Here is a 20,403-nt window from a genome sequence, read left to right as displayed (position 1 = left end):
AATCTACTTTGCGGTTAAACTTAACTACCTTAATTTCTTAATGGTAAATGTAATTAGTCCAAAGGTGGAAGTCCGAAGCGCAAAATAGCCCTCCAACGCTATACCCTCTGTGAACTCGGTGGTTAAATGATGGAGAATTACTCTTCATTTTCAGTAGCCAATTTCTTCACCAACCACGGCAAGGTAAGTCCTTGCCCGATTAAGGTAAACAGTACCACCACAACAGAAATAAATATAATGGCATTTCGTTGCGGGAACGCACTTCCATCCGATAAGGTTGCTGGTAACCCAATGGCGATGGCCAGCGAAACAATGCCTCTCATGCCCGACCAACTGATAATCAAACTGTTCTTGAAATCAAGCAATGCGTCGGCTGTAATGCGGTGTTTCCCTTTTTGAAAAGCTTTTTGAAGATTAAATTTTTGCAGGAAAACACGTGCCATTCGCAATAACAAAGCTACAATGGTAATCGTCAGTGAATAACCAATGTAGGGTAGAATGTCGCCACTGTTAATATTTTTGTATACATAAGGGAGCTGTAAGCCAATTAATATGAAAATTAGCCCATTCAATAAAAAGATAATAATGTCCCAAATGTTTTTCGATTGATTTTTAAGCTGCTCAGGAAATATCTTGCTGCTAAACCTGGATATCCCCAATCCTAAAATAACAACTGCAATAACACCCGAAACATGTACTTCTTCAGCAATTAAATAGGTAACAAAAGGCATTAATAACATAAAACTAATGGTTGCCAGGCGATTGTTATGGATCCTCTTAATAATAAACGCTAAAATTTTCGACATTACCATGCCGATTAAGAATCCACCAGCCATTAAAAAGACAAATTCAAGAGATGCTTTCCAAAATACAAAGGCTGTTCCGGTTACTGCGGCAACTGCAAAACGATAGGCTACCAGTGCAGAAGCATCGTTAACTAAACTTTCGCCCTCCAAAATGGTATTGGTTTTGTGAGATAAACCCAGCCCCTTGGTAATACTCATGGCAGCAACCGCATCAGTAGCGGAAAGAATTGCCCCCAATACAAAAGATACCGGCCAACTCATCCCGGGAATCATATAGTGGGCAACTACAGCAATGCCAATAGCGGTAATAAAAACCAGCGTAATGGCAAGGGTAAATATGGTGTTGATATTGGTTTTAAATTCCTTAAATGAGATATTAAAAGCGGCATCATAAAGCAATGGCGGTAAGAATATCAAAAATATAATTTCAGGATTAATATCAATTGATGGCAAAGAAGGTACAAAACCCACTGCAATTCCAGCAATAATCAATAAAATAGGATAGGGAATTTTAATTCGATCGGCGATAGCAGAAAGGCCAATCATCACCGCTAAAATAAATATTACAATGGCATAATTTTCCATATCTGCGAAACGCGTTTTTAATAAAGGTAGAAACACTTATTTGCAAAATATAGGTTTAGAACTGAATTAAAAAGTTTCTGATCAAAATAAATTAATCTATGAACGAGGGGGATGTCTAGAATTCTACAGCAACAAATACATTTAAATTTAATGGAGAAATCCTCAATCTTCTTCAATTCTTAATGGTCGACAAAAGGGAAACGCTAATTAATTGCTGAAACAAGACAATACCTTTTAATATACTGGGAAATTATAGCAGCACAAGCGAGGGAAAGCCTTAATAAGAAACTAACGCTGTAACCTGGGTCTTTTGCTTTTAAAAGCTTGGTTGGCTTTTGGCTTCGCTGCCTGAACGCCACTTTCCTCTTCAGATATTTTAACAGTAATTACATTACCTTTAAATGTTTCGCCATTTAAGGTTGATACGATGTTTTTGGCATCGGGAAGACTATAAATTTCCAGAAAAGCATAGCCTTTACATTTGCCCGTAGCCCTGTCGCGAACAATTTTAATTGTTTCTACCCTACCATGAAGGCTAACCAATATTGCCAAATCCATCTCTTGGATATTGTCAGGAAGGCCACCTATGAAAATCTTAACCATTAATTCTTTAATTTGAGAGAACATTTGGGTCAATAAATCTTAAATCCAGAGCTGTTCTTTTAGACCTGCAAAATAAGTAAAATGATGTTCTTACCCAAACTAATTGTATGAATTTTGCCTTATTTTTATCATAAATTTGTGTAGAGCGGGCATATGTATTGATGTTGACCAGTAGAAAATGTACATTCGCTTTCTAATCATTAAAAAATAGGTTAAAATATGAGCATCCCCAGGTTAAAATCTATACTTCTCATCGTATTATTACTTTTCACATCTCAGTTTATACAGGCTAAAATTTTATTGCCCTCGGTTTTTGGCAATAACATGGTTTTACAGCAAAAAACTAATGCAGCAATCTGGGGTAAATCTGATGCCGGTAAAGCGGTTAAAATAACGGTTTCATGGAATAAAATTAATTATGGAGCGATTGCCGATGCCCATGGTAATTGGAAAATTAAAGTGGCAACGCCAGGTTATGGAGGGCCATATACCATCACTATATCAGATGGAGAATTGTTGGTGCTCAATAATGTATTAATTGGTGATATATGGATCTGCTCAGGACAATCGAACATGGAAATGCCACTGGCAGGCTGGGGTAAAATCCTCAATAATGAAAAAGAAATTGCAGAAGCTAAATATCCAAATATCCGTTTATTACAGGCAGAACATGTTACCAGTAACTTTCCGCTTAACGATGCTAAGGTGGCTAATGGTGGCTGGCAGGAATGTAGCCCCAAATATATAGCTGAGTTTTCCTCAACGGCCTATTTTTATTGCACGTGAAGTGTATGAAAAAACGAAAATTCCAATTGGTCTGATCCATACCTCCTGGGGAGGAACAATTGCCGAAGCCTGGACGAGTGCCGAGTCGTTAAAAAAGATGGCAGATTTCTCTGCTGCAGTTGATCAGATTCAGAAATCAGCTAAAAATCCATCGGCAATTTCTTACGAAGAAAGAGTAAACAAATGGGTTAAAATTACTACTGATAAAGATTCAGGTAATCAAGACGGGCAGATGAAATGGGCATTAACAGAAAGTTCGAATTGGAAAAACATGACTTTACCAACCTTGTGGGAAGATGCAGCACTTCAAAACTTCGATGGGGTAGTTTGGTTTACAAAAAAGGTTACAATCCCAGAAAACTGGAAAACAAATGGAGCAAAGCTTAATTTGGGTACTATTGATGATAACGACATTACTTTTATAAATGGTGTAAAAGTTGGCGAAACGGCAGGCTATAATATTGGAAGAACATATACAATACCTGCTAACTTGCTTAAGGTGGGTGAAAATATCATCACTGTGAGGGTTTTTGATAGTGGGGGCGGTGGCGGATTATATGGTGACGCTAAAGATTTAAATTTGACAAACGGCTCTGCCGAGAAAATTTCGTTAGCTGGCGTGTGGAAATATAAAATAGGGTTAGATTTTAAAAATATAGAACCAAAGCCTTTTGAAGAAAATGGCCCTAATCGCCCAACAGTTTTATACAATGCCATGATCCACCCTTACCAACAATTTTCCATTAAAGGAGCTATTTGGTACCAGGGGGAAAGTAATGCCGATAGAGCTTACCAATACCGCGAGTTATTTCCAACAATGATCAAAGATTGGCGCCAGAAATGGGCGCAAGGCGATTTTCCATTTTATTTTGTTCAATTGGCCAATTTTATGCAGGTTGATCATGCGCCGGTAGAATCTGCCTGGGCAGAGCTTAGAGAGGCACAGCAAAAAACACTTGCTTTGCCAAATACGGGCATGGCAACAATTATTGATATTGGCGATGCAAAAGATATCCACCCCAAAAATAAACAAGAGGTAGGCAGAAGATTGGCATTAATTGCCCTGGCTAAAACATATGGTCAAAAAATAAACTATTCTGGTCCTGTTTATCAATCAAATAAAATTGAGGGAAAACAGATCCGTTTAACCTTCGGTAATAGCGAAAATGGATTAAAAGCCGCAGATGGTGCAGCACTAACAGGTTTTGCCATTGCCGGTGCAGATAAGAAATTTTATTGGGCCAAGGCAAGTATCCAGGGGAATCAGATTATAGTCAGTAGCGATCAGGTGGTAAACCCTGTTGCCGTTCGTTATGCATGGGGAAATAATCCTGTGTGTAACCTTGTTAGTAACGATGGCTTGCCAGCATCGCCATTTAGAACAGATAACTGGCAAGGCCTTACCTTTAGAAAGAAATAATTGATAAAAATTTGTGCAATGTGTGTGGTTAAATCCGTGCAATGCAGGCAATATTTAAAGTAACATTATTCTTTGTGGCTTACTTTATATTTTTACTGGCTAACCGGAAATTATGCCAAATACTTTATCAGACCAGGAAACCATTCTCCTGATTGCCGACCCTTGAAGAAAAACTATTAGATGGGTTTAAAAAAACAGACTTGAGCACGCTCGATTTGTTGTTTGCCGATGGGATGCTTTTTCATGATCAGTATGGGAATGTGTTAGATAAAGAAATGGACCTGGATGCCTACGGACCGGCAAGATAAAAATCACAAAAATCAACGTATCCAAACGGGAAATACGTGTTTTTGAATCTATTGTTATTGTTTCTGCAAGTCTTTTTATTAAAGGAAATTATGCCAATATATTAATAAATGGCAAATATCAATGGTTAAGGGTTTGGGGAAAAGTGAGAGAAGATTGGAAAGTAATTTCTGCCAGTTGTACAAGTATTTCTGTTTAAAATATTTGCTTAAAATAAGAACGGGGAATAACCAATGGCTATCCCCCGATTCTAAATTAACGCTCTCTAGGTCTAATATAGCGCTAATCTTAGTTTCCACCAAAAGCTTGATGGGCGAACAAAACCGATGCTTAGCGTGGCGCATTAAAAACAAGCATATATCATAATCTTGGTGTAAACCTCCGGCTTTGTAAACTGTATAATTTTTTATCTTTCAATTTGTTATACTTACCGTTTAGGCTTGCTTTAGCCAAACTTAACAGTGTTTTTTAATTATTTAAATCAAGGTTACTAAATCGTTTTAATATTCGTACATATTCATTAGATTTATAAAATATTATCTAACCAATAATCCCTTTATGAAAAGAATATTTACCTCCATCTATTTTCTGTTTTCCTGTCTGTCTATCCATACTTTATATGCGCAGAATTTAACTGAATTTAATAAAGCGCCGTTAAAACAGCACGTTTATGTGCAATTACCAATAGGCAGTATTAAAGCTAAAGGATGGCTGCTAAAGCAGCTAGAACAGCAAAGAGATGGTGCAACAGGAATGGCTGAAGAGCTGTACCCGGAAAAAGATAATCTGGGCAAAAATTCCGATTGGCTGGGAGGCGATGGAAATGGATGGGAGCGGGTACCATATTATGTTAAAGGTTTAGTCGCATTAGCTTATACCTTAGATGATCCTATACTTAAAGCGAAAGCGCAAAAGTATATCGATTGGACTTTAAACAGTCAACAAGCTAACGGATTATTTGGCCCACCGAAAATGAAAGACTGGTGGCCACGTATGCCAATGATGTATGCTTTGCAAAGCTATTTCGAGGCCACAAATGATAAGAGGGTTATTCCATTTCTCTCCAAATATTTCAAGTACGAACTCGATCACCTCGATGCTGACCCATTAAAAGAATGGGCTAAATCAAGAGCAGGCGATAATATGGAAATCGCCATTTGGCTTTACAATAAAACCGGTGAACAGGATTTGTTAAAACTGGTAGAAAAATTAAAACAACAGGCATACCCCTGGATCGATATTTATAGCAACAACGGGTTTTACTTTTTTGGCGATGATTTTCAGCCAAAGCACATGGTTAATGTGGCTCAGGCCTTAAAATTTCCAGCGGTTTATGCACAACTTGAAGATCTTCCATCTAATTTGGAAGCACTTTCTAAAGGCATAGCGCATATTATGCACGACCACGGTCAGCCCGAAGGTTTAGGTTCTGGAACTGAATTCCTGGCAGGAACTAGCAGCATAGAAGGCGTAGAAACCTGTACTGTAGTAGAATGGATGCAAAGTTTAGAAACTGCGGCAAAGGTTATTCATGACGCAAAAATTGGCGACCAGTTGGAAAAAGTGGCTTTTAATGCTTTGCCTGCACAGTTTAGCCGGGATTTTAAAAACCATTCCTATTATACATTACCGAACCAGGTTCAAAGTATTCATGGCGAGCATGGCTTTAACCAGGATTATAGCTCAGGTATCGTTTCTAGTCCCTATTCAGGTTATGGCTGCTGCCGGTATAATATGCACATGGGCTGGCCTTATTTTGTGAAAAGTAGTGTAGTGGCTACTCCAGAGAAAGGCCTGGCGGTAATTACCTACGGCCCGATGGAAATAGAAACTATAGTAGCCGGGAACAAAAAAATAAAAATTACCGAGGAAACCAATTACCCCTTCGAAGAAAAGATCAGATTAAAAGTGGGGCTTACCACGGCTGCATCCTTTCCGTTGATTTTAAGAATACCAGCATGGAGTGTAAAACCGGCCATAAAATTAAATGGAGCGATATTAAAAGGCGTAAAAGCAGGAGAAATGTTTACGATTACGCGCGAATGGAAAGATCAGGACCAATTAGAGCTGGATTTTCCGATGCAGATTACTACCCATGCACAAGTAAACAATTCGGTAAGTGTAGAACGTGGGCCTATTGTTTATGCACTCGAAATTAAAGCAGCCGATAAAGTAACCAAAACGCATCCGGTTGCTGGCTTTACAGATTACGAAATCCGCCCGGAATCGGCATGGAATTATGGTTTAGTGATAGATAAAGGTAATTTAAGCAACGTTAGCGTGCTGAGATCGAAAATGCCGGAAAATCCTTTTATTACAGCAAATGCACCGGTTAAAGTAAAGGTTCAGGCAAAAAAGATTCCGTCATGGGGATTAAGTTACAATAAAGTGGCTGCTTTTGATGTGCCCTTTAGTCCGGTTGCGTCAGCTGAAAAGCAGGAAGAAGTGATCTTGGTACCATATGGATCTGAAAATATCCGCCTAAGTTGTTTCCCTGTTATCGGTCAGCCAAAAAAAATAAATAAAACTTTGGTCGAAAACTTTGATCAGGGAATGGCCAGCAATTGGGTTTTTTATGGGGGTGGCTGGTTTTGGAAAGATGGACAGGTTAACGCGGCATCGAACGCAGGATCTGGCGGTTATGGCATAAACGGATCTAAATATGTAGCTAATGGGACAGATTTTAAAGATTTTATTTATCAGGCAGATGTTAAAATCAATACCGCAGGCGATGCTGGTTTAATGTTCAGGGTTTCTAATCCTGCTATTGGCCCTGATGCTTACCAGGGCTATTACGTGGGATTGGATCAACTAAATGGTACCGTATTATTAGGAAAAGCTAGCGGGCAAAAATGGACCGTCATAAGTTCAGGAAAATATCCTGTTGAAATGAACAAAATGTATACCTTAAAAATAGTGGCGAAGGGGGATAAATTTGATGTTTTTATTAACGGATCGGCTCAGCCTGTTCTTTCGGCAACAGATAATCAATATTCCTCTGGTAGTATAGGATTAAGAACATATAAAGCATTAGCAAGCTTCGATTCAGTAAAAATTAACGCCTTTTAACATCAGTTCCACGCGATATTAAACTTTGCGGCAAGGAATTTGTTACTGTACTAGCAATAAATAAAGTAAAATTATGAAATTATACAAATCAATCCCTATAATGCTCTTTACCCTTGCACTTGCTGCGGGTTGTGTAAGTAATAAGAAGTATACCGAACTTCAGGATACTTACGCTAAGTTAAGAGAAAGAAATCAGGAGCTTAGTAATAAATACCAGGATAGTCAACGTGAGCTTAGTGGAAGCACCAGTAGGGTTAAAAGTTTAGAAGAGCAAATCGCATCAGAAAAAAACAATGTAACGGCATTGCAAGATGCTTTAAACAAATGTTTAAATTCTAGTAGCCAGGGAAATGTTAATATTTCAAAACTGGTTGATGAGATTAATAGTTCAAATAAATACATCAAACAACTGGTTAATGCCAAAAATAAAAGCGATTCACTTAATATGGTGTTAACCAATAATTTAACGAGATCATTAAGTAAAGAAGAACTTGGTGATGTTGATGTGCAGGTGCTTAAAGGCGTAGTATACATCTCTTTGGCTGATAACATGTTATATAAATCAGGTAGTTACGAAGTTTCTGATAAAGCTGGAGAAACATTAAACAAAATTGCCAAAATCATTAAAGATTACGACACCTATGATGTATTGATAGAAGGTAACACCGATAATGTGCCGATTGCTCAAACCAACATCCGCAACAACTGGGATTTAAGTGCTTTACGTGCTTCGTCAGTAGTTCAGGTATTGCAGACTAAGTATGCTGTTGATCCTAAACGTTTAACTGCTGGTGGACGTGGAGAGTTTAATCCAATTGCTGATAATAGTACCCCAGGCGGAAAAGCGAAAAACAGACGTACACAAATTATTATTACGCCTAAATTAGATCAGTTTATGGATCTGATCGGAAAAGCGCCTGAGCAATCTCAAAAGTAAAAGCATAAAATAATTAAGCATATAAAGGGTTGGAATTAATTTTCCGACCCTTTTTTGTATGGAAAGCATTCACGTTTATGCCTAATATTGCTAATTTTGCGCGCGCTCCACTATTAGGTTATGAGAAAACGGATAAGAAGACACCTTCGAACAGCAAAATATATTGTTTACAAAGAAACTTTAGTCGATTTTAAAGAACACGTTTGGACATTTCTTGGAGCATTTTTAGGTATTGGTATTATTGGTTTACTCCATTCCAAATACTTCACCGCCAACGATAATCTATTTCTTATCGGTTCTTTTGGAGCCTCATCAGTACTTATTTATGGAATTATAAATAGCCCACTGGCACAGCCCAGGAATTTAATCGGCGGGCATGTGGTTTGTGCATTGGTAGGCGTTACCGTTCACAAACTTATTCCTGGCGAAGTGTGGTTATCTTCTGCCTTGTCGGTTTCTTTATCTATCGTACTCATGCAGATTACGAAAACACTACATCCTCCAGGTGGAGCTACCGCACTTATAGCCAATATCGGGTCGGTTAAAATCCAATCGTTAGGCTACCTGTATGTACTTTGCCCGGTCTTATCCGGTGCCTGTATTTTACTTCTGGTAGCGATTATGATCAACAACAGAACATCACATCGCAGTTATCCTAATAATAAAAAATGGTATAGGGTTTGGCACCGTTACCGCAGATAAAACAGCCGGTTATATTCAATTTCAGCCCTTAATGGTTAAGAAATATTTTTCTTTTGTTGGTTTAAATAAGCTGTGATTTAACTTAATACTTTTGTTGCTCTCACAGCAGACTTCATAACTTATACCTAAACGTTTAGCCAATAATTTCGGTCTGTTTCTTCAGATCATAAGATGACTCTTCTTTGATGTCCGGGATTTAGGTGATTTATTCGTAATAACCATTTGTAAAACAGTTATTTAAAAAAAAAAATATTTATTTAAAACGAAATAAATAAATCATTCTATTTGTGCTATTAATTCGTTTTAGTAGTAATAAAAACTGCATGATAAAGCTTATAGTTGTTCGATAAAATAATTCATGTATTTTTAATGATACATAAATTAACTATAATTGTTCATCATTTATAAAATATATTCTGTAATGAGCGATATGAGAAAGGGAAATGTTACTCACATTGATTTTGAACACATACATGGAATCATTATTGACAAAAATGGCCAGGATATTCACTTTCAGTTAGATAACGTATCTGATCAAATTAATATAAATTCGAAGGTAATTTTTGAAATAGAATTAGGCGAGCGTGGCTTGATAGCGGTTAACGTTAAATTAGAAATGGAGGAAATAAAGGTTTAATTTCATACACCTTAAGTAAGTGGTGTTATTTGATCATTTGAAGTGGGTAAGCTGAAATAAAATGTAGAACCTTTCCCCAATTTGCTTTCTGCCCAAATTTTTCCCTGATGCCTTTCCATTATTTCGGCACAAATGTACAGGCCAACTCCAAATCCTGCAATTGTTTTAGTGTCAGGACTCTCTACACGGTAAAAACGGTCAAAAAGTCTGGGGATATCATTTTCTCTAATGCCTATGCCCTCATCTTCCACACTTACAACTGCATAACCTTTTTGCATTTCGCACTTTATTGCAATTAATGATTCTTTTTTTGAGTATTTCGCTGCATTGCCAATCAGGTTATTGATCACATTACCAATTTTCTCGATATCTGCATTTACAATCATTTCTTCCAAACCGATCACCTGGATAAAATGGCTAGGTAAAACCATTCTATTTTCCTCAGCTATAGTTTTGATCAAATCAACAAGATTAAAATTTGTTTTGTTCAATAAAATTTTGCCAGATTCTAATAAGGATACATTTAAAAAGCCATCAATCATTAACGACATTCTTTTTAACTGAACATTTACCTTATCGAGTATCTGAATGGTAAAATCGTTATCAGTTTCTTTAAATTTATACTGTAAAAGTTGTACATAAGCACTTAAGGACGTTAATGGAGTTTTAAGCTCGTGACTTACCATACCGATAAAATCATTTTTTCTAATTTCATCCTGTTTATGTTCTGTAATATCCAAAACAGCTCCGGCAATATAAACAGCTTTCCCTTGTTTGTTATAGTAGGCTTTTCCTGCGGTTCTTAACCATTTGCTTTTACCGCCTATGCCATTTAAATTAATTTGGTATTCGATGTTAAATGCATTTCGGTGGTGTAATGCGCTTCTGATACTGCTGGTAAGATGCCCGATGTCCTCCGGGCTAATCAATGATTTGGCTTCTTCTATGCCCAGCCTGTTATTTTCCAGTTCGTAAATTTGTTGCGCCCTTTCTGATAAAAGCACCTGTTTGCTTTCCAGATCAATATTCCATGAACCCATTTCTGATGCATCCATAGCTATTTTTAAAATGTCTTTAGCTTTAAGTAGCTCTTTTTTGAAGTTTACCTGCTCCGTAATATCTTTAATAATCACTAAAATCCTGGTTACTTCATTTTTATCATTTTTTAAGGGCTCGTAAAAGGCGATGAAATAACCGTCTGAAACCGGTGTCGAAAGTTTTAATTCATTGATTGTTAAAGACTGGCCGTATTTAAAAATATCTTTTACACGTTTTACAAGTGCTTGCTGTTTTTCGAGTTCTGGCCGCGCCTCTTCCTGAGAAATTCCAATAACTTCTTTCCTGCTTTTGCCCCAAAGTTTTAATATGTTATCGTTTGCATACTCCGTAATAAGTTCCGGACCTTTTAATACACACATGCCTAAAGGCGCCTGCTCAAAAAATCCCCTAAAACGTGCTTCACTTTCTGAAAGTTCAAATAAAATATGCTCAAGGTCATTTTCATCTAACGGAATTTCCCTTAATGAGCAAATAATATATTCAACCGGACGATCGTTTTGTAATACCGGCGAAAATTCCAATTCCCATTTCACGTTTGGCGAGTTAGAATAGATGGGATGAATAACCAGCATACCCTTTGCTTTAAGTTGGCTTACTTGCTGAACTGTTTTTATCAAATCTGTTTTTTCAGCATCAGATAGAAGGTTCGGGATAATATTAATATCATAGAATTTTAATCCACCTACCCGTTCTATTAAAGCCTGGTAAGCATCGTTATGTTCTACTACTGCCAATACCGGTTTTACTTTAAAAATGATTATAGGGCTCTTAGAATGTTTTAACAGTGCTTTTAAGAATGGAGAAGCTAAATCTATCATAAATTTAAGTTGACACTTCCTCAAATATAATCGTTAAGCAGTTAATTGGCAACCGATTTGTAAGGATGGTATAATATTTATCATACAAAATAGTATTAATTATAAGGGTATTGATTTTCTGTTGTTTGTAAATTGCTGTATTTCAGTATTAATGATTGATTTGAAGCCCTTACTTAACGGCTAATGTTAAAACATTGTTTTGCAGTTACACAATAGATAAGATCATGAATCCTGAATATAACTATAACATTCGAGATAAGTGGTTGCCATTTAATGGCTTTTCGCCAGTAATTACTGATTGGTCAAAAAGTAACACAACTTCACTATTACAAGCATGCGAAAGGGCATTCATTTCGAAATTAAAATCAGCAGAAAAAAGATATTATTAATAGATCAAGTATATCCCAGCATTCTTACATGCTGTGGAAACATTAAGCCGGGTAAAATTGATATTAGCTTTGGTGAAAAGAAAATTAAGGATTATGTTGTAAAATCTCCTCAATATTTTTATGCAATTGATTTTTATTATATTAAATCAATATCAAAAAATTGTAAACTTTAAAGTGTAAAACAAAGAGCAAAATTGTAAAGTAAAGCCTTACTGGGCGATTATGACTAATTTGTAAGACAATTTTAATCGTTATTTTGTTAAAAAAGGCGTCTTTTTAAGCAGGAAAAAAGTTTTTATGAATATTTGTTGAAAATTATTTTATTGATAATCAGTGTGTTGTGATCTGTTTTTAAATTAAACATTCGATTTAAGCGATTTAACATTTCTCACTTACATTTTTTTAAAAATTTATATATATTTGTTCTTACCCTTTCGAGGGTATGTTTTTCATAGGTAGATGTAGGGTCAGAACATTGTTCTGGCCCTTTTTTGTTTTAATGGATTTAGAAAAACTATTTTTGTGTTATGATGAAAAAGAAAGTGATTGTTGCGATTACCGGCGCCAGTGGTTCTATTTATGCAAAGGTTTTATTTGACCAGTTATTAAAATTAAAAGATCAGATTGAGGCTGTTGGTGTAGTGATGAGCGATAATGCAAAAGTGGTGTGGCAATTCGAGCTGGGTAACCAGGATTATAACCAATTTAAAGATTTTACCTTTTATAATAAAAATGATTTTAACGCTCCCTTTGCCTCTGGATCTGCAAAATACGATACCATGATCATTGTGCCATGCTCTATGGGAACTTTGGGACGTATAGCACACGGAATATCTAACGATTTAATTTCGAGAGCTGCAGATGTTGTACTAAAAGAACGCAGAAAATTTATTGCAGTTGTAAGAGACACACCATTTAGTTTAATCCACATCAACAACATGAAAACCGTTACCGAAGCAGGCGGAATCATCTGTCCGGCAAATCCATCTTTTTACAGTCTGCCTAAAACCATTGAAGAAGTTGCCGGAACAGTAATCAGCAGAGTATTGGATTTAGCAGGTTTCGAGCAGGAAAGCTACCGGTGGCAGGAGAAATAGTTTTCAGTTAACAGTTTTAAGTTAGCAGTTTGTAATCAATTGAAAACTGAAAATTGCAAACTGCTTTGTTAATAAACTGTAATTTGTACGCTATAACGGCTCCAAGTTCCCAACTCTAAACAAATTTCCTATCTTTGCAGGCTCAATGAAAAAGGTCGCATTTTATACATTAGGTTGTAAACTCAATTTCTCCGAAACATCAACCATTGGTCGTTTATTTACCGATGCAGGTTATGCCGTAGTAGAATTTCAGGATCAGGCAGATGTTTATGTGATCAATACCTGCTCTGTTACCGAGCATGCCGATAAAAAATGCCGTAAAGTTGTTAAAGAAGCTTTAAAGTATTCACCAAATGCCTTTGTAACCATTGTGGGATGCTATGCGCAGTTAAAACCACAGGAAATTGCCGAAATAGAAGGGGTTGATATGGTTTTGGGCGCTGCAGAAAAATTCAGGATTGTAGAGTACATTACCGATTTAACTAAACAGCCAAAAACCCTTATCCATCAGCAAAATATAGAGAAAGTAAATCATAATTTTATTGCCTCTTATTCCATTGGCGATAGAACACGTACTTTTTTGAAAGTACAGGATGGTTGCGATTATCCTTGTACTTACTGTACCATTCCTTTAGCACGCGGTGCAAGCCGTAGCGATACGATCGAAAATGTGGTGAATCGTGCAAAGATGATTGCAGATAGCGGTGTTAAAGAAATTGTTTTAACCGGTGTAAATCTTGGCGATTTCGGAATTAGAAATGGCCAGCGTGAAGATAAATTTTTTGACCTGGTTAAAGCTTTGGATGAAGTAGAAGGAATTGAAAGAATCCGCATTTCATCTATTGAGCCAAATCTTTTGAGTAATGAGATCATCGAATTTGTATCCACTTCGAAAAGATTTGTTCCTCATTTTCATATCCCCTTACAATCAGGTTCTGATAAAATTTTAGGTTTAATGCGCCGTCGTTACCGTAGCGATTTGTATGTAGAGCGTGTTGCCAAAATTAAAGAGGTAATGCCGCATTGTTGTATCGGTGTAGATGTAATTGTTGGTTTTCCTGGCGAAACAAAAGAAGATTTCTTGAATACCTATCAGTTTTTAAATCAGCTTGATATTTCTTATCTACACGTATTTACTTACTCTGAGCGGGAATTAACTGCTGCAGCCGAAATGAAAGGTGTTGTGGCAGGAAGCGAGCGCAATGAGCGTAGCAAAATGCTTCATATTTTATCTGATAAAAAACGCAGGGCTTTCTACGAATCTCAAATCGGTACTGAAGGCGAAGTGCTTTTCGAAGCCGATCAAAAATCAGGATACATGCATGGTTTTACCAAAAATTATGTAAAAGTACGTGCCAAATACGATCCGGTTATGGTAAATGAATTGAAAGCAGTTAAGCTTTTAGAAATTACTGCCGATGGTGAGGTAGAGGTAGCAGAACTGGAAACTGTTCACGCCCATCATTAGTAGTCTTTAGTCGGAAGTCCTCAGTCCGAAGTCTTGAGTCAAAGTTTCATTCTTTCATCCCTTAGATTTGTCATCCTGAGCGTATTCGAAGGATCTTTTAAGATGGAATTAACATTTCTCTGATTGATGATTTTTTTACTTCCCGAAGAACTGCTACAATATGTTAACTAAACCTGATCGCAGCGGGCACGAACCCGATTTAAGCACTGTTTTTTGCTTTTTATGGTGTGCTTGCTTGTTTCACAGGTTTTCAATCGGGTGAGTAAAGCGGAGTGCAGGACTATCGCAGCCAATGAATACAGAACCGCTCTTTTCCAAAATAAAAAATATAGATTTTTACCTGTTTCTCTCAGCTTTAAACACCGGTCTTTAATCTTTCCGCTGTAGTCTTCAAGCTTTGGTCTTTAGCCTTTCAGCTTTGGTCTTTCTTTCCTATCTTCGCAACAAATTATTTGTATGTTTCCTACCGTTTCACATTTTTTAGAATACTTATTCGGCATTAATTTACCGCTTCCATTTAATACTTTCGGTGTTTTTGTAGCACTGGCTTTTGTTGCCGGTTACTGGGCTTTTACCAAAGAACTTAAGCGTAAGGAAGCATTAGGTATACTCTATCCAATTAAAAAGACAATTGTGATTGGGAAACCTGCTACTCCATCAGAGTTGATTATGAATGGCCTTTTTGGCTTTGTTATTGGTTATAAATTGGTTTATGCGTTGTTAAACTATAAACTTTTTGTAAATGATGCACAGTCGATTTTAATGTCGACAAAAGGAAATATAATTGGAGGTTTGTTTTTCGCAGGTTTGTTTGCCTACTGGGATTATACCGAAAAGAATAAACACAAGCTGGATAAACCAAAAGAAACACAGGTAACCATCCACCCATACCAAACGATGAGCAATCTAATTGTTTGGGCGGCTATCTGGGGATTTTTAGGAGCAAAGTTCTTCGATAACTTAGAGTACTGGGATGATTTTGTTCAACATCCCATCGAGCGGTTATTATCTTTTAGTGGTTTAACTTTTTATGGTGGTTTAATTTGCGGTGGTGCAGCGGTATTGATCATAGCAAAAAGATACGGTATTAAACCGCTCCATATGCTTGATGTAGGTGGGCCTGGCATGATGCTGGCTTATGCTGTTGGCCGTATTGGTTGCCACTTAGCTGGCGATGGCGACTGGGGTATTGTAAACAATAATCCAAAGCCATTTTCCTGGTTGCCAGATTGGCTATGGTCTTACAAATACCCGAACAACGTAGTAGGAGAAGGCATTCCAATTCCTGGTTGTACCGGAAAGTTTTGTAATGAACTGGCACAAGGGGTATACCCAACACCGATTTACGAAGTCATTATCTGTTTAATCCTTTTTGCCTTTTTATGGCGCATCAGAGATAAAATAAAAGCACCTGGTTTAATGTTTGGTATTTACATGATCCTAAATGGTATTGAGCGTTTCTGCATCGAATTGATTCGTGTAAACTCAAAATACCATGTTTTTGGGTTGTCCTTTACCCAGGCAGAAATGATTTCTACTTTTCTTGTTGTAGGCGGTATTGTGCTAAGCGCCTATGCTTTAAGAAACAAAAATAAATTGGCCTAAAATCCACTAATAAGTTTATTTAAAAATCCAACAACAATAACATTCTGTTGTTAAATAACTATGAATTACGAATTATTATGCAATAAGGTAATCTCTATTGTAAAGCTCACCGGAAACTTTATCCGCAAAGAGGCGATGCAATTCGATGCCCAAAAAATCGAATATAAAGGCTTGAACGATATGGTTTCGTATGTTGATAAAACAGCAGAGCAGAAACTGGTTCAAAACCTCGAAAAATTAATTCCAGATGCCGGTTTTATTACCGAAGAGAAAACCATCAATAGAACAGGTAAAACTTATACCTGGATTATCGATCCTTTAGATGGTACAACTAATTTTATCCATGGCATTCCTACTTACGGTATAAGTGTAGCCCTGTATGAAGATGGTTTACCTGTAATAGGTGTAGTTTACGAATTAAATAGGGGAGAGATGTTTTATTCGTATAAAGGCGGACTTGCTTTTATGAATAAGAAAGAAATTAAAGTTTCTATTAACCCTGATCTGGGTTCAAGTTTGTTGGCAACAGGTTTTCCGTATTACCAGTTTGATAAACAACCTCAGTATATTCAATTACTGACCGAGATGATGCAGAAAAGTCATGGTGTACGTAGAATTGGTGCCGCGGCAATAGACCTGGTATATACAGCCTGTGGACGTTTCGATGCTTTTTTTGAATACAACCTGCAACAATGGGATTTTGCAGCCGGATGTTTTATTGTTCAGCAGGCAGGCGGAGAGGTGTATGATTTTTCGGGCGGAAATGATTACTTTGAAAAAAGGGAGATCTTGGCTACTAATGGCAAACTTACTGCAGAAATGTTGGCAGCGATTAAGCAGTATTTTTAATAATCGTGACGTCACCCTGAATTTATTTCAGGGTCTAAATATACAAGACCCTGAAATAAATTCAGGGTGACGATTTGGTTGAAATTAAAAAAGGTCCCGATTCTCATCCGGACCTTTTACTATATACTATGAAAAATGCACAATTTTAAAGCGCTTCAGAAACTACTTCTGTAACTTCTGGTACCATTCTCTGCAATAAGTTTTGGATACCTGATTTAAGCGTAATGGTAGAAGACGGACAACCGCTGCAAGAGCCACGTAGCTCTACGGTAACCACACCTTCATCAAAAGATTTGTATGTAATTGCACCACCATCCTGTTCAACCGCCGGGCGTACATAATCGTGCAAAATCTGTTGAATTTTAATTTCAGTTTCTGTACCTTCAAAAGCAGGTGCTTCTTCGGTAGTTTCTTCTTTAATTTTTAATTCAGATTCTACAGCGCCCTTAACAAATTCTTTTAGAATAGCTTCAATATCTGCCCATTCTGCATCATCTGTTTTGGTAATGGTAACAAAGTTGCTGGCGAAAAAAACGCCAGAAACAAAGTTGAACTTAAATAACTCTTTAGCAAAAGGCGAATGCTCTGCACTTTCTTTAGTTGCAAAATCTTCACTGCCATTTATTAACAGCTTGTTTACCATAAATTTCATGGTAGCTGGATTTGGAGTCTGTTCTGTATATACGTTAATCGTCATGTCTTAATCAATTTGAATAAACAAAATTAACAATTACTCACTAATAAAACCCTTGTTAGCTGTCTGCTTAACGTCAATTTAATTTGACTAGAAAACACCAGTATAATTAAAAGGTGTAATGGTTCTCAATTGCACCTTAACCGCTTCCGAAACGGCTAAACCTTCAATAAATTCGGCAATGCTTGCTGCATTGATCTTTGAATTTGTTCTGGTTAACTCTTTTAAGGCTTCGTAAGGGTTAGGAAAGTTCTCTCTTCTTAAAACTGTTTGAATAGCCTCGGCAACAACTGCCCAGTTTTCATCCAAATCGGCATGTAAAGCAGCTTCATTAAGTAAAATTTTATTTAATCCGCGTAAAGTAGAATTAATCGCAATTAAAGTATGTCCAAAAGGAACACCAACGTTTCTTAATACAGTAGAGTCGGTTAAGTCTCTCTGTAAACGGGAAATTGGTAATTTAGCAGCGAAAAACTCAAATAAAGCGTTCGCAATTCCAGCATTCCCTTCAGCGTTTTCGAAATCGATTGGGTTAACCTTGTGTGGCATAGCCGATGAACCAATTTCTCCAGCTTTTATTTTCTGTTTGAAATAGTTTTTAGAAATATACGTCCATATATCTCTGTCTAAATCTATAATAATGTTATTTATACGTTTTAAAGCATCGCATTGCGCTGCAAATTGATCGTAATGTTCAATTTGTGTAGTGTGTTGTGCACGTGTTAAGCCTAAAGTCTCATTAACAAACTGATTAGAAAAATTAACCCAGTTTACTTCCGGATAGGCAATATGGTGTGCATTGAAGTTTCCGGTGGCACCACCAAATTTTGCACTGTTAGGGATGTTTTTTAAACTTTCCAGCTGGATAGCCAAACGCTCAGCAAAAACCAAAAATTCTTTGCCCAATTTGGTAGGAGAGGCTGGCTGCCCATGTGTATGTGCCAACATTGGAATATCCTTCCACTCGATTGCCAAGGTATTTATTTTTTCGATTAAAGTGTTAATTGCCGGATAATAGCTGTCATTCAGGGCCAGTTTTATTGAATATGGAATAGCCGTGTTATTAATATCCTGAGAGGTTAAGCCAAAGTGGATAAACTCTTTATAGTTTTGAAGCGATAAGGCATCGAATTTACTTTTGATAAAATATTCAACCGCTTTAACATCATGATTGGTTACTTTTTCAGTTTCTTTAATCTCTAGAGCATCAGTTTCTGAAAAATTCTCGTGGATTTTGCGTAATTCAGCATAAAGATTCCGGTCAAAATTTTCTAAGCCAGGCAAGTTGATTTCGCAAAGTGCGATAAAATATTCGATTTCTACAAAAACACGGTATTTGATTAAGGCTTCTTCAGAAAAGTAAGCAGCTAAACTTTCGGTTGTTTTTCTGTAACGACCATCAACAGGTGAAATAGCTTGTAGTGATGTTAAATTCATTATGCGGATTATATTTTTGCCGCAAATTTACTACAATTGATGGATTTTAAGGTCTTGATTCCTAGAAATTAATATAAAATAAAAAAGGCCTTAGAATTTCCAAGGCCTTTATCCAGTAATAGCTAAAACTATTTTTTAGTTGTGTCTTTTACTGTAGTGTCTTTAACGGTGGTATCTTTAACTGTAGTATCTTTTATAGTTGTATCTACAACTGTAGAATCAACTTTAGATGAATCAGTTGCGCCATCTTTTTTTTCTGATTTACAAGCAACAACAGATAGGGATAAAGCCAGAGCTAAAAAGCCCATTTTGAATGCGTTTTTCATTGTTTTATAATTTGTTTGGTTTTAAAAATTAATTAATTACCAATTTATACAAAAAAGACAAGAATTAACCCGATTTTCTTAAATAAAAAAGGTCGCGATGTAAAAACGCGACCTTTTTGGTGTTATTTAGCAAAAATAACTAGTGTTTTACTTCTTCTTTTGTAGTAGTAGCTTTAACTGTAGTGTCTTTTACAGTAGAATCTTTTACTGTAGTATCAACAGCAGTTGTATCAGTAACGATAGTTGAAGAATCTGTAACTGTTGTGTCAGCGCCATCAGCTTTTTTTTCTGAGTTACAAGCAACAACTGATAAAGATAAAGCTAGGGCTAAAAAGCCTAATTTGAATGCATTTTTCATTTTGATATATGTTTTAGGGTTAATATATATCCTTAATACCCAAAATGTGAAAAGGTAACCTCTTGTTTTTTTAGAAAATAAAAATGCCTTTGAAAAATGAATTCCAAAGGCATTTCTTATAAGTAAGTTAGACTAGTGTTTAACTTCAGTTTTTTCAGTAGTAGTTTTTACAGTAGTATCTTTTACTGTAGAATCTTTAACTGTAGTGTCTTTTGCAGTAGTATCAGTAACGATAGTTGAAGAATCTGTAGCTGTTGTATCAGTACCTTCAGCTTTTTTTTCTGAGTTACAAGCAACAACTGATAAAGATAAAGCTAAAGCTAAAAAGCCTAATTTGAATGCATTTTTCATTTTTGAGTATTTTTTAAGTAATTAATTAATTAATTTACCCTTAATACCGGTAACCCGAAAAGGTAACCCAAATAAATTAAAAAAAATAAAAAAGGCTCCTA

Annotated in this window: 18 protein-coding genes; 10 read left to right on the top strand and 8 right to left on the bottom strand. The window is 36.5% G+C overall.

The window, feature by feature from the left end:
• Positions 1-137: 137 nt before the first annotated feature.
• Both QF042_RS16335 and QF042_RS16330 read right to left on the bottom strand, forming a co-directional pair.
• Positions 138-1,391: a Na+/H+ antiporter gene (locus tag QF042_RS16335; protein WP_307530260.1), complete on the bottom strand. Its 1,254-nt coding sequence runs from the start codon at positions 1,389-1,391 to the stop codon at positions 138-140.
• Between the two features lie 288 nt (positions 1,392-1,679).
• The gene (locus QF042_RS16330) at positions 1,680-1,994 is read right to left on the bottom strand and encodes an RNA-binding protein (protein WP_307530258.1); all 315 of its coding nucleotides are present in this window, start codon (positions 1,992-1,994) and stop codon (positions 1,680-1,682) included.
• Between the two features lie 219 nt (positions 1,995-2,213).
• Between QF042_RS16330 and QF042_RS16325 the strand changes: the two genes are divergently transcribed.
• From QF042_RS16325 to QF042_RS16300, 6 genes are all read left to right on the top strand, one after another.
• The gene (locus QF042_RS16325) at positions 2,214-2,780 is read left to right on the top strand and encodes a hypothetical protein (protein WP_307530257.1); all 567 of its coding nucleotides are present in this window, start codon (positions 2,214-2,216) and stop codon (positions 2,778-2,780) included.
• Position 2,781: 1 nt separating this feature from the next.
• Positions 2,782-4,200 carry a sialate O-acetylesterase gene (locus QF042_RS16320; RefSeq protein ID WP_307530255.1) on the top strand — a complete coding sequence of 473 codons (1,419 nt, stop codon included), beginning with the start codon at positions 2,782-2,784 and terminating at the stop codon, positions 4,198-4,200.
• Positions 4,201-5,064: 864 nt separating this feature from the next.
• Entirely contained in the window at positions 5,065-7,575 is a 2,511-nt protein-coding gene (locus QF042_RS16315; RefSeq protein ID WP_307530253.1) for a beta-L-arabinofuranosidase domain-containing protein, read from the top strand.
• A gap of 73 nt (positions 7,576-7,648) precedes the next feature.
• Positions 7,649-8,512 carry a flagellar motor protein MotB gene (locus tag QF042_RS16310; protein ID WP_307530252.1) on the top strand — a complete coding sequence of 288 codons (864 nt, stop codon included), beginning with the start codon at positions 7,649-7,651 and terminating at the stop codon, positions 8,510-8,512.
• Between the two features lie 120 nt (positions 8,513-8,632).
• Positions 8,633-9,214 carry an HPP family protein gene (locus QF042_RS16305; protein WP_307530250.1) on the top strand — a complete coding sequence of 194 codons (582 nt, stop codon included), beginning with the start codon at positions 8,633-8,635 and terminating at the stop codon, positions 9,212-9,214.
• Positions 9,215-9,635: 421 nt separating this feature from the next.
• Entirely contained in the window at positions 9,636-9,851 is a 216-nt protein-coding gene (locus QF042_RS16300; RefSeq protein ID WP_307530248.1) for a hypothetical protein, read from the top strand.
• Between the two features lie 11 nt (positions 9,852-9,862).
• On the opposite strand, the gene QF042_RS16295 is transcribed toward QF042_RS16300, so the two are convergent.
• Positions 9,863-11,728, bottom strand: coding sequence for an ATP-binding protein (locus QF042_RS16295; protein WP_307530246.1), 1,866 nt, complete (start codon positions 11,726-11,728; stop codon positions 9,863-9,865).
• 916 nt (positions 11,729-12,644) lie between these two features.
• Between QF042_RS16295 and QF042_RS16290 the strand changes: the two genes are divergently transcribed.
• The 4 genes from QF042_RS16290 (at position 12,645) to QF042_RS16275 (ending at position 17,136) form a co-directional block, all read left to right on the top strand.
• Entirely contained in the window at positions 12,645-13,214 is a 570-nt protein-coding gene (locus QF042_RS16290; protein ID WP_307530243.1) for a UbiX family flavin prenyltransferase, read from the top strand.
• 145 nt (positions 13,215-13,359) lie between these two features.
• Complete coding sequence (gene mtaB / locus QF042_RS16285; RefSeq protein WP_307530241.1) at positions 13,360-14,682, top strand: tRNA (N(6)-L-threonylcarbamoyladenosine(37)-C(2))-methylthiotransferase MtaB; 1,323 nt, start codon at positions 13,360-13,362, stop codon at positions 14,680-14,682.
• Positions 14,683-15,138: 456 nt separating this feature from the next.
• Positions 15,139-16,287, top strand: a complete 1,149-nt coding sequence (locus tag QF042_RS16280) for a prolipoprotein diacylglyceryl transferase (RefSeq protein ID WP_307530239.1) — start codon at positions 15,139-15,141, stop codon at positions 16,285-16,287.
• A gap of 60 nt (positions 16,288-16,347) precedes the next feature.
• The gene (locus tag QF042_RS16275; protein ID WP_307530237.1) at positions 16,348-17,136 is read left to right on the top strand and encodes an inositol monophosphatase family protein; all 789 of its coding nucleotides are present in this window, start codon (positions 16,348-16,350) and stop codon (positions 17,134-17,136) included.
• 145 nt (positions 17,137-17,281) lie between these two features.
• Here QF042_RS16275 and QF042_RS16270 read toward each other — a convergent pair whose 3' ends face one another.
• From QF042_RS16270 to QF042_RS16250, 5 genes are all read right to left on the bottom strand, one after another.
• Complete coding sequence (locus QF042_RS16270) at positions 17,282-17,833, bottom strand: NifU family protein (RefSeq protein ID WP_307530235.1); 552 nt, start codon at positions 17,831-17,833, stop codon at positions 17,282-17,284.
• Between the two features lie 87 nt (positions 17,834-17,920).
• Positions 17,921-19,267 carry an adenylosuccinate lyase gene (gene purB / locus QF042_RS16265; protein ID WP_307530232.1) on the bottom strand — a complete coding sequence of 449 codons (1,347 nt, stop codon included), beginning with the start codon at positions 19,265-19,267 and terminating at the stop codon, positions 17,921-17,923.
• A 128-nt stretch (positions 19,268-19,395) separates the two neighbouring features.
• A complete protein-coding gene (locus tag QF042_RS16260) occupies positions 19,396-19,593 on the bottom strand; it encodes a hypothetical protein (protein ID WP_307530230.1) in 198 nt (65 codons plus the stop codon).
• A gap of 139 nt (positions 19,594-19,732) precedes the next feature.
• Positions 19,733-19,951: a hypothetical protein gene (locus QF042_RS16255; protein WP_307530228.1), complete on the bottom strand. Its 219-nt coding sequence runs from the start codon at positions 19,949-19,951 to the stop codon at positions 19,733-19,735.
• Between the two features lie 132 nt (positions 19,952-20,083).
• Positions 20,084-20,302, bottom strand: a complete 219-nt coding sequence (locus QF042_RS16250; RefSeq protein ID WP_057934271.1) for a hypothetical protein — start codon at positions 20,300-20,302, stop codon at positions 20,084-20,086.
• Positions 20,303-20,403: the final 101 nt, after the last annotated feature.

Origin of the sequence: Pedobacter sp. W3I1, assembly GCF_030816015.1 — a bacterium.
Lineage (GTDB): Bacteria > Bacteroidota > Bacteroidia > Sphingobacteriales > Sphingobacteriaceae > Pedobacter.
This window is presented reverse-complemented; position numbering and strand designations above follow the sequence as displayed.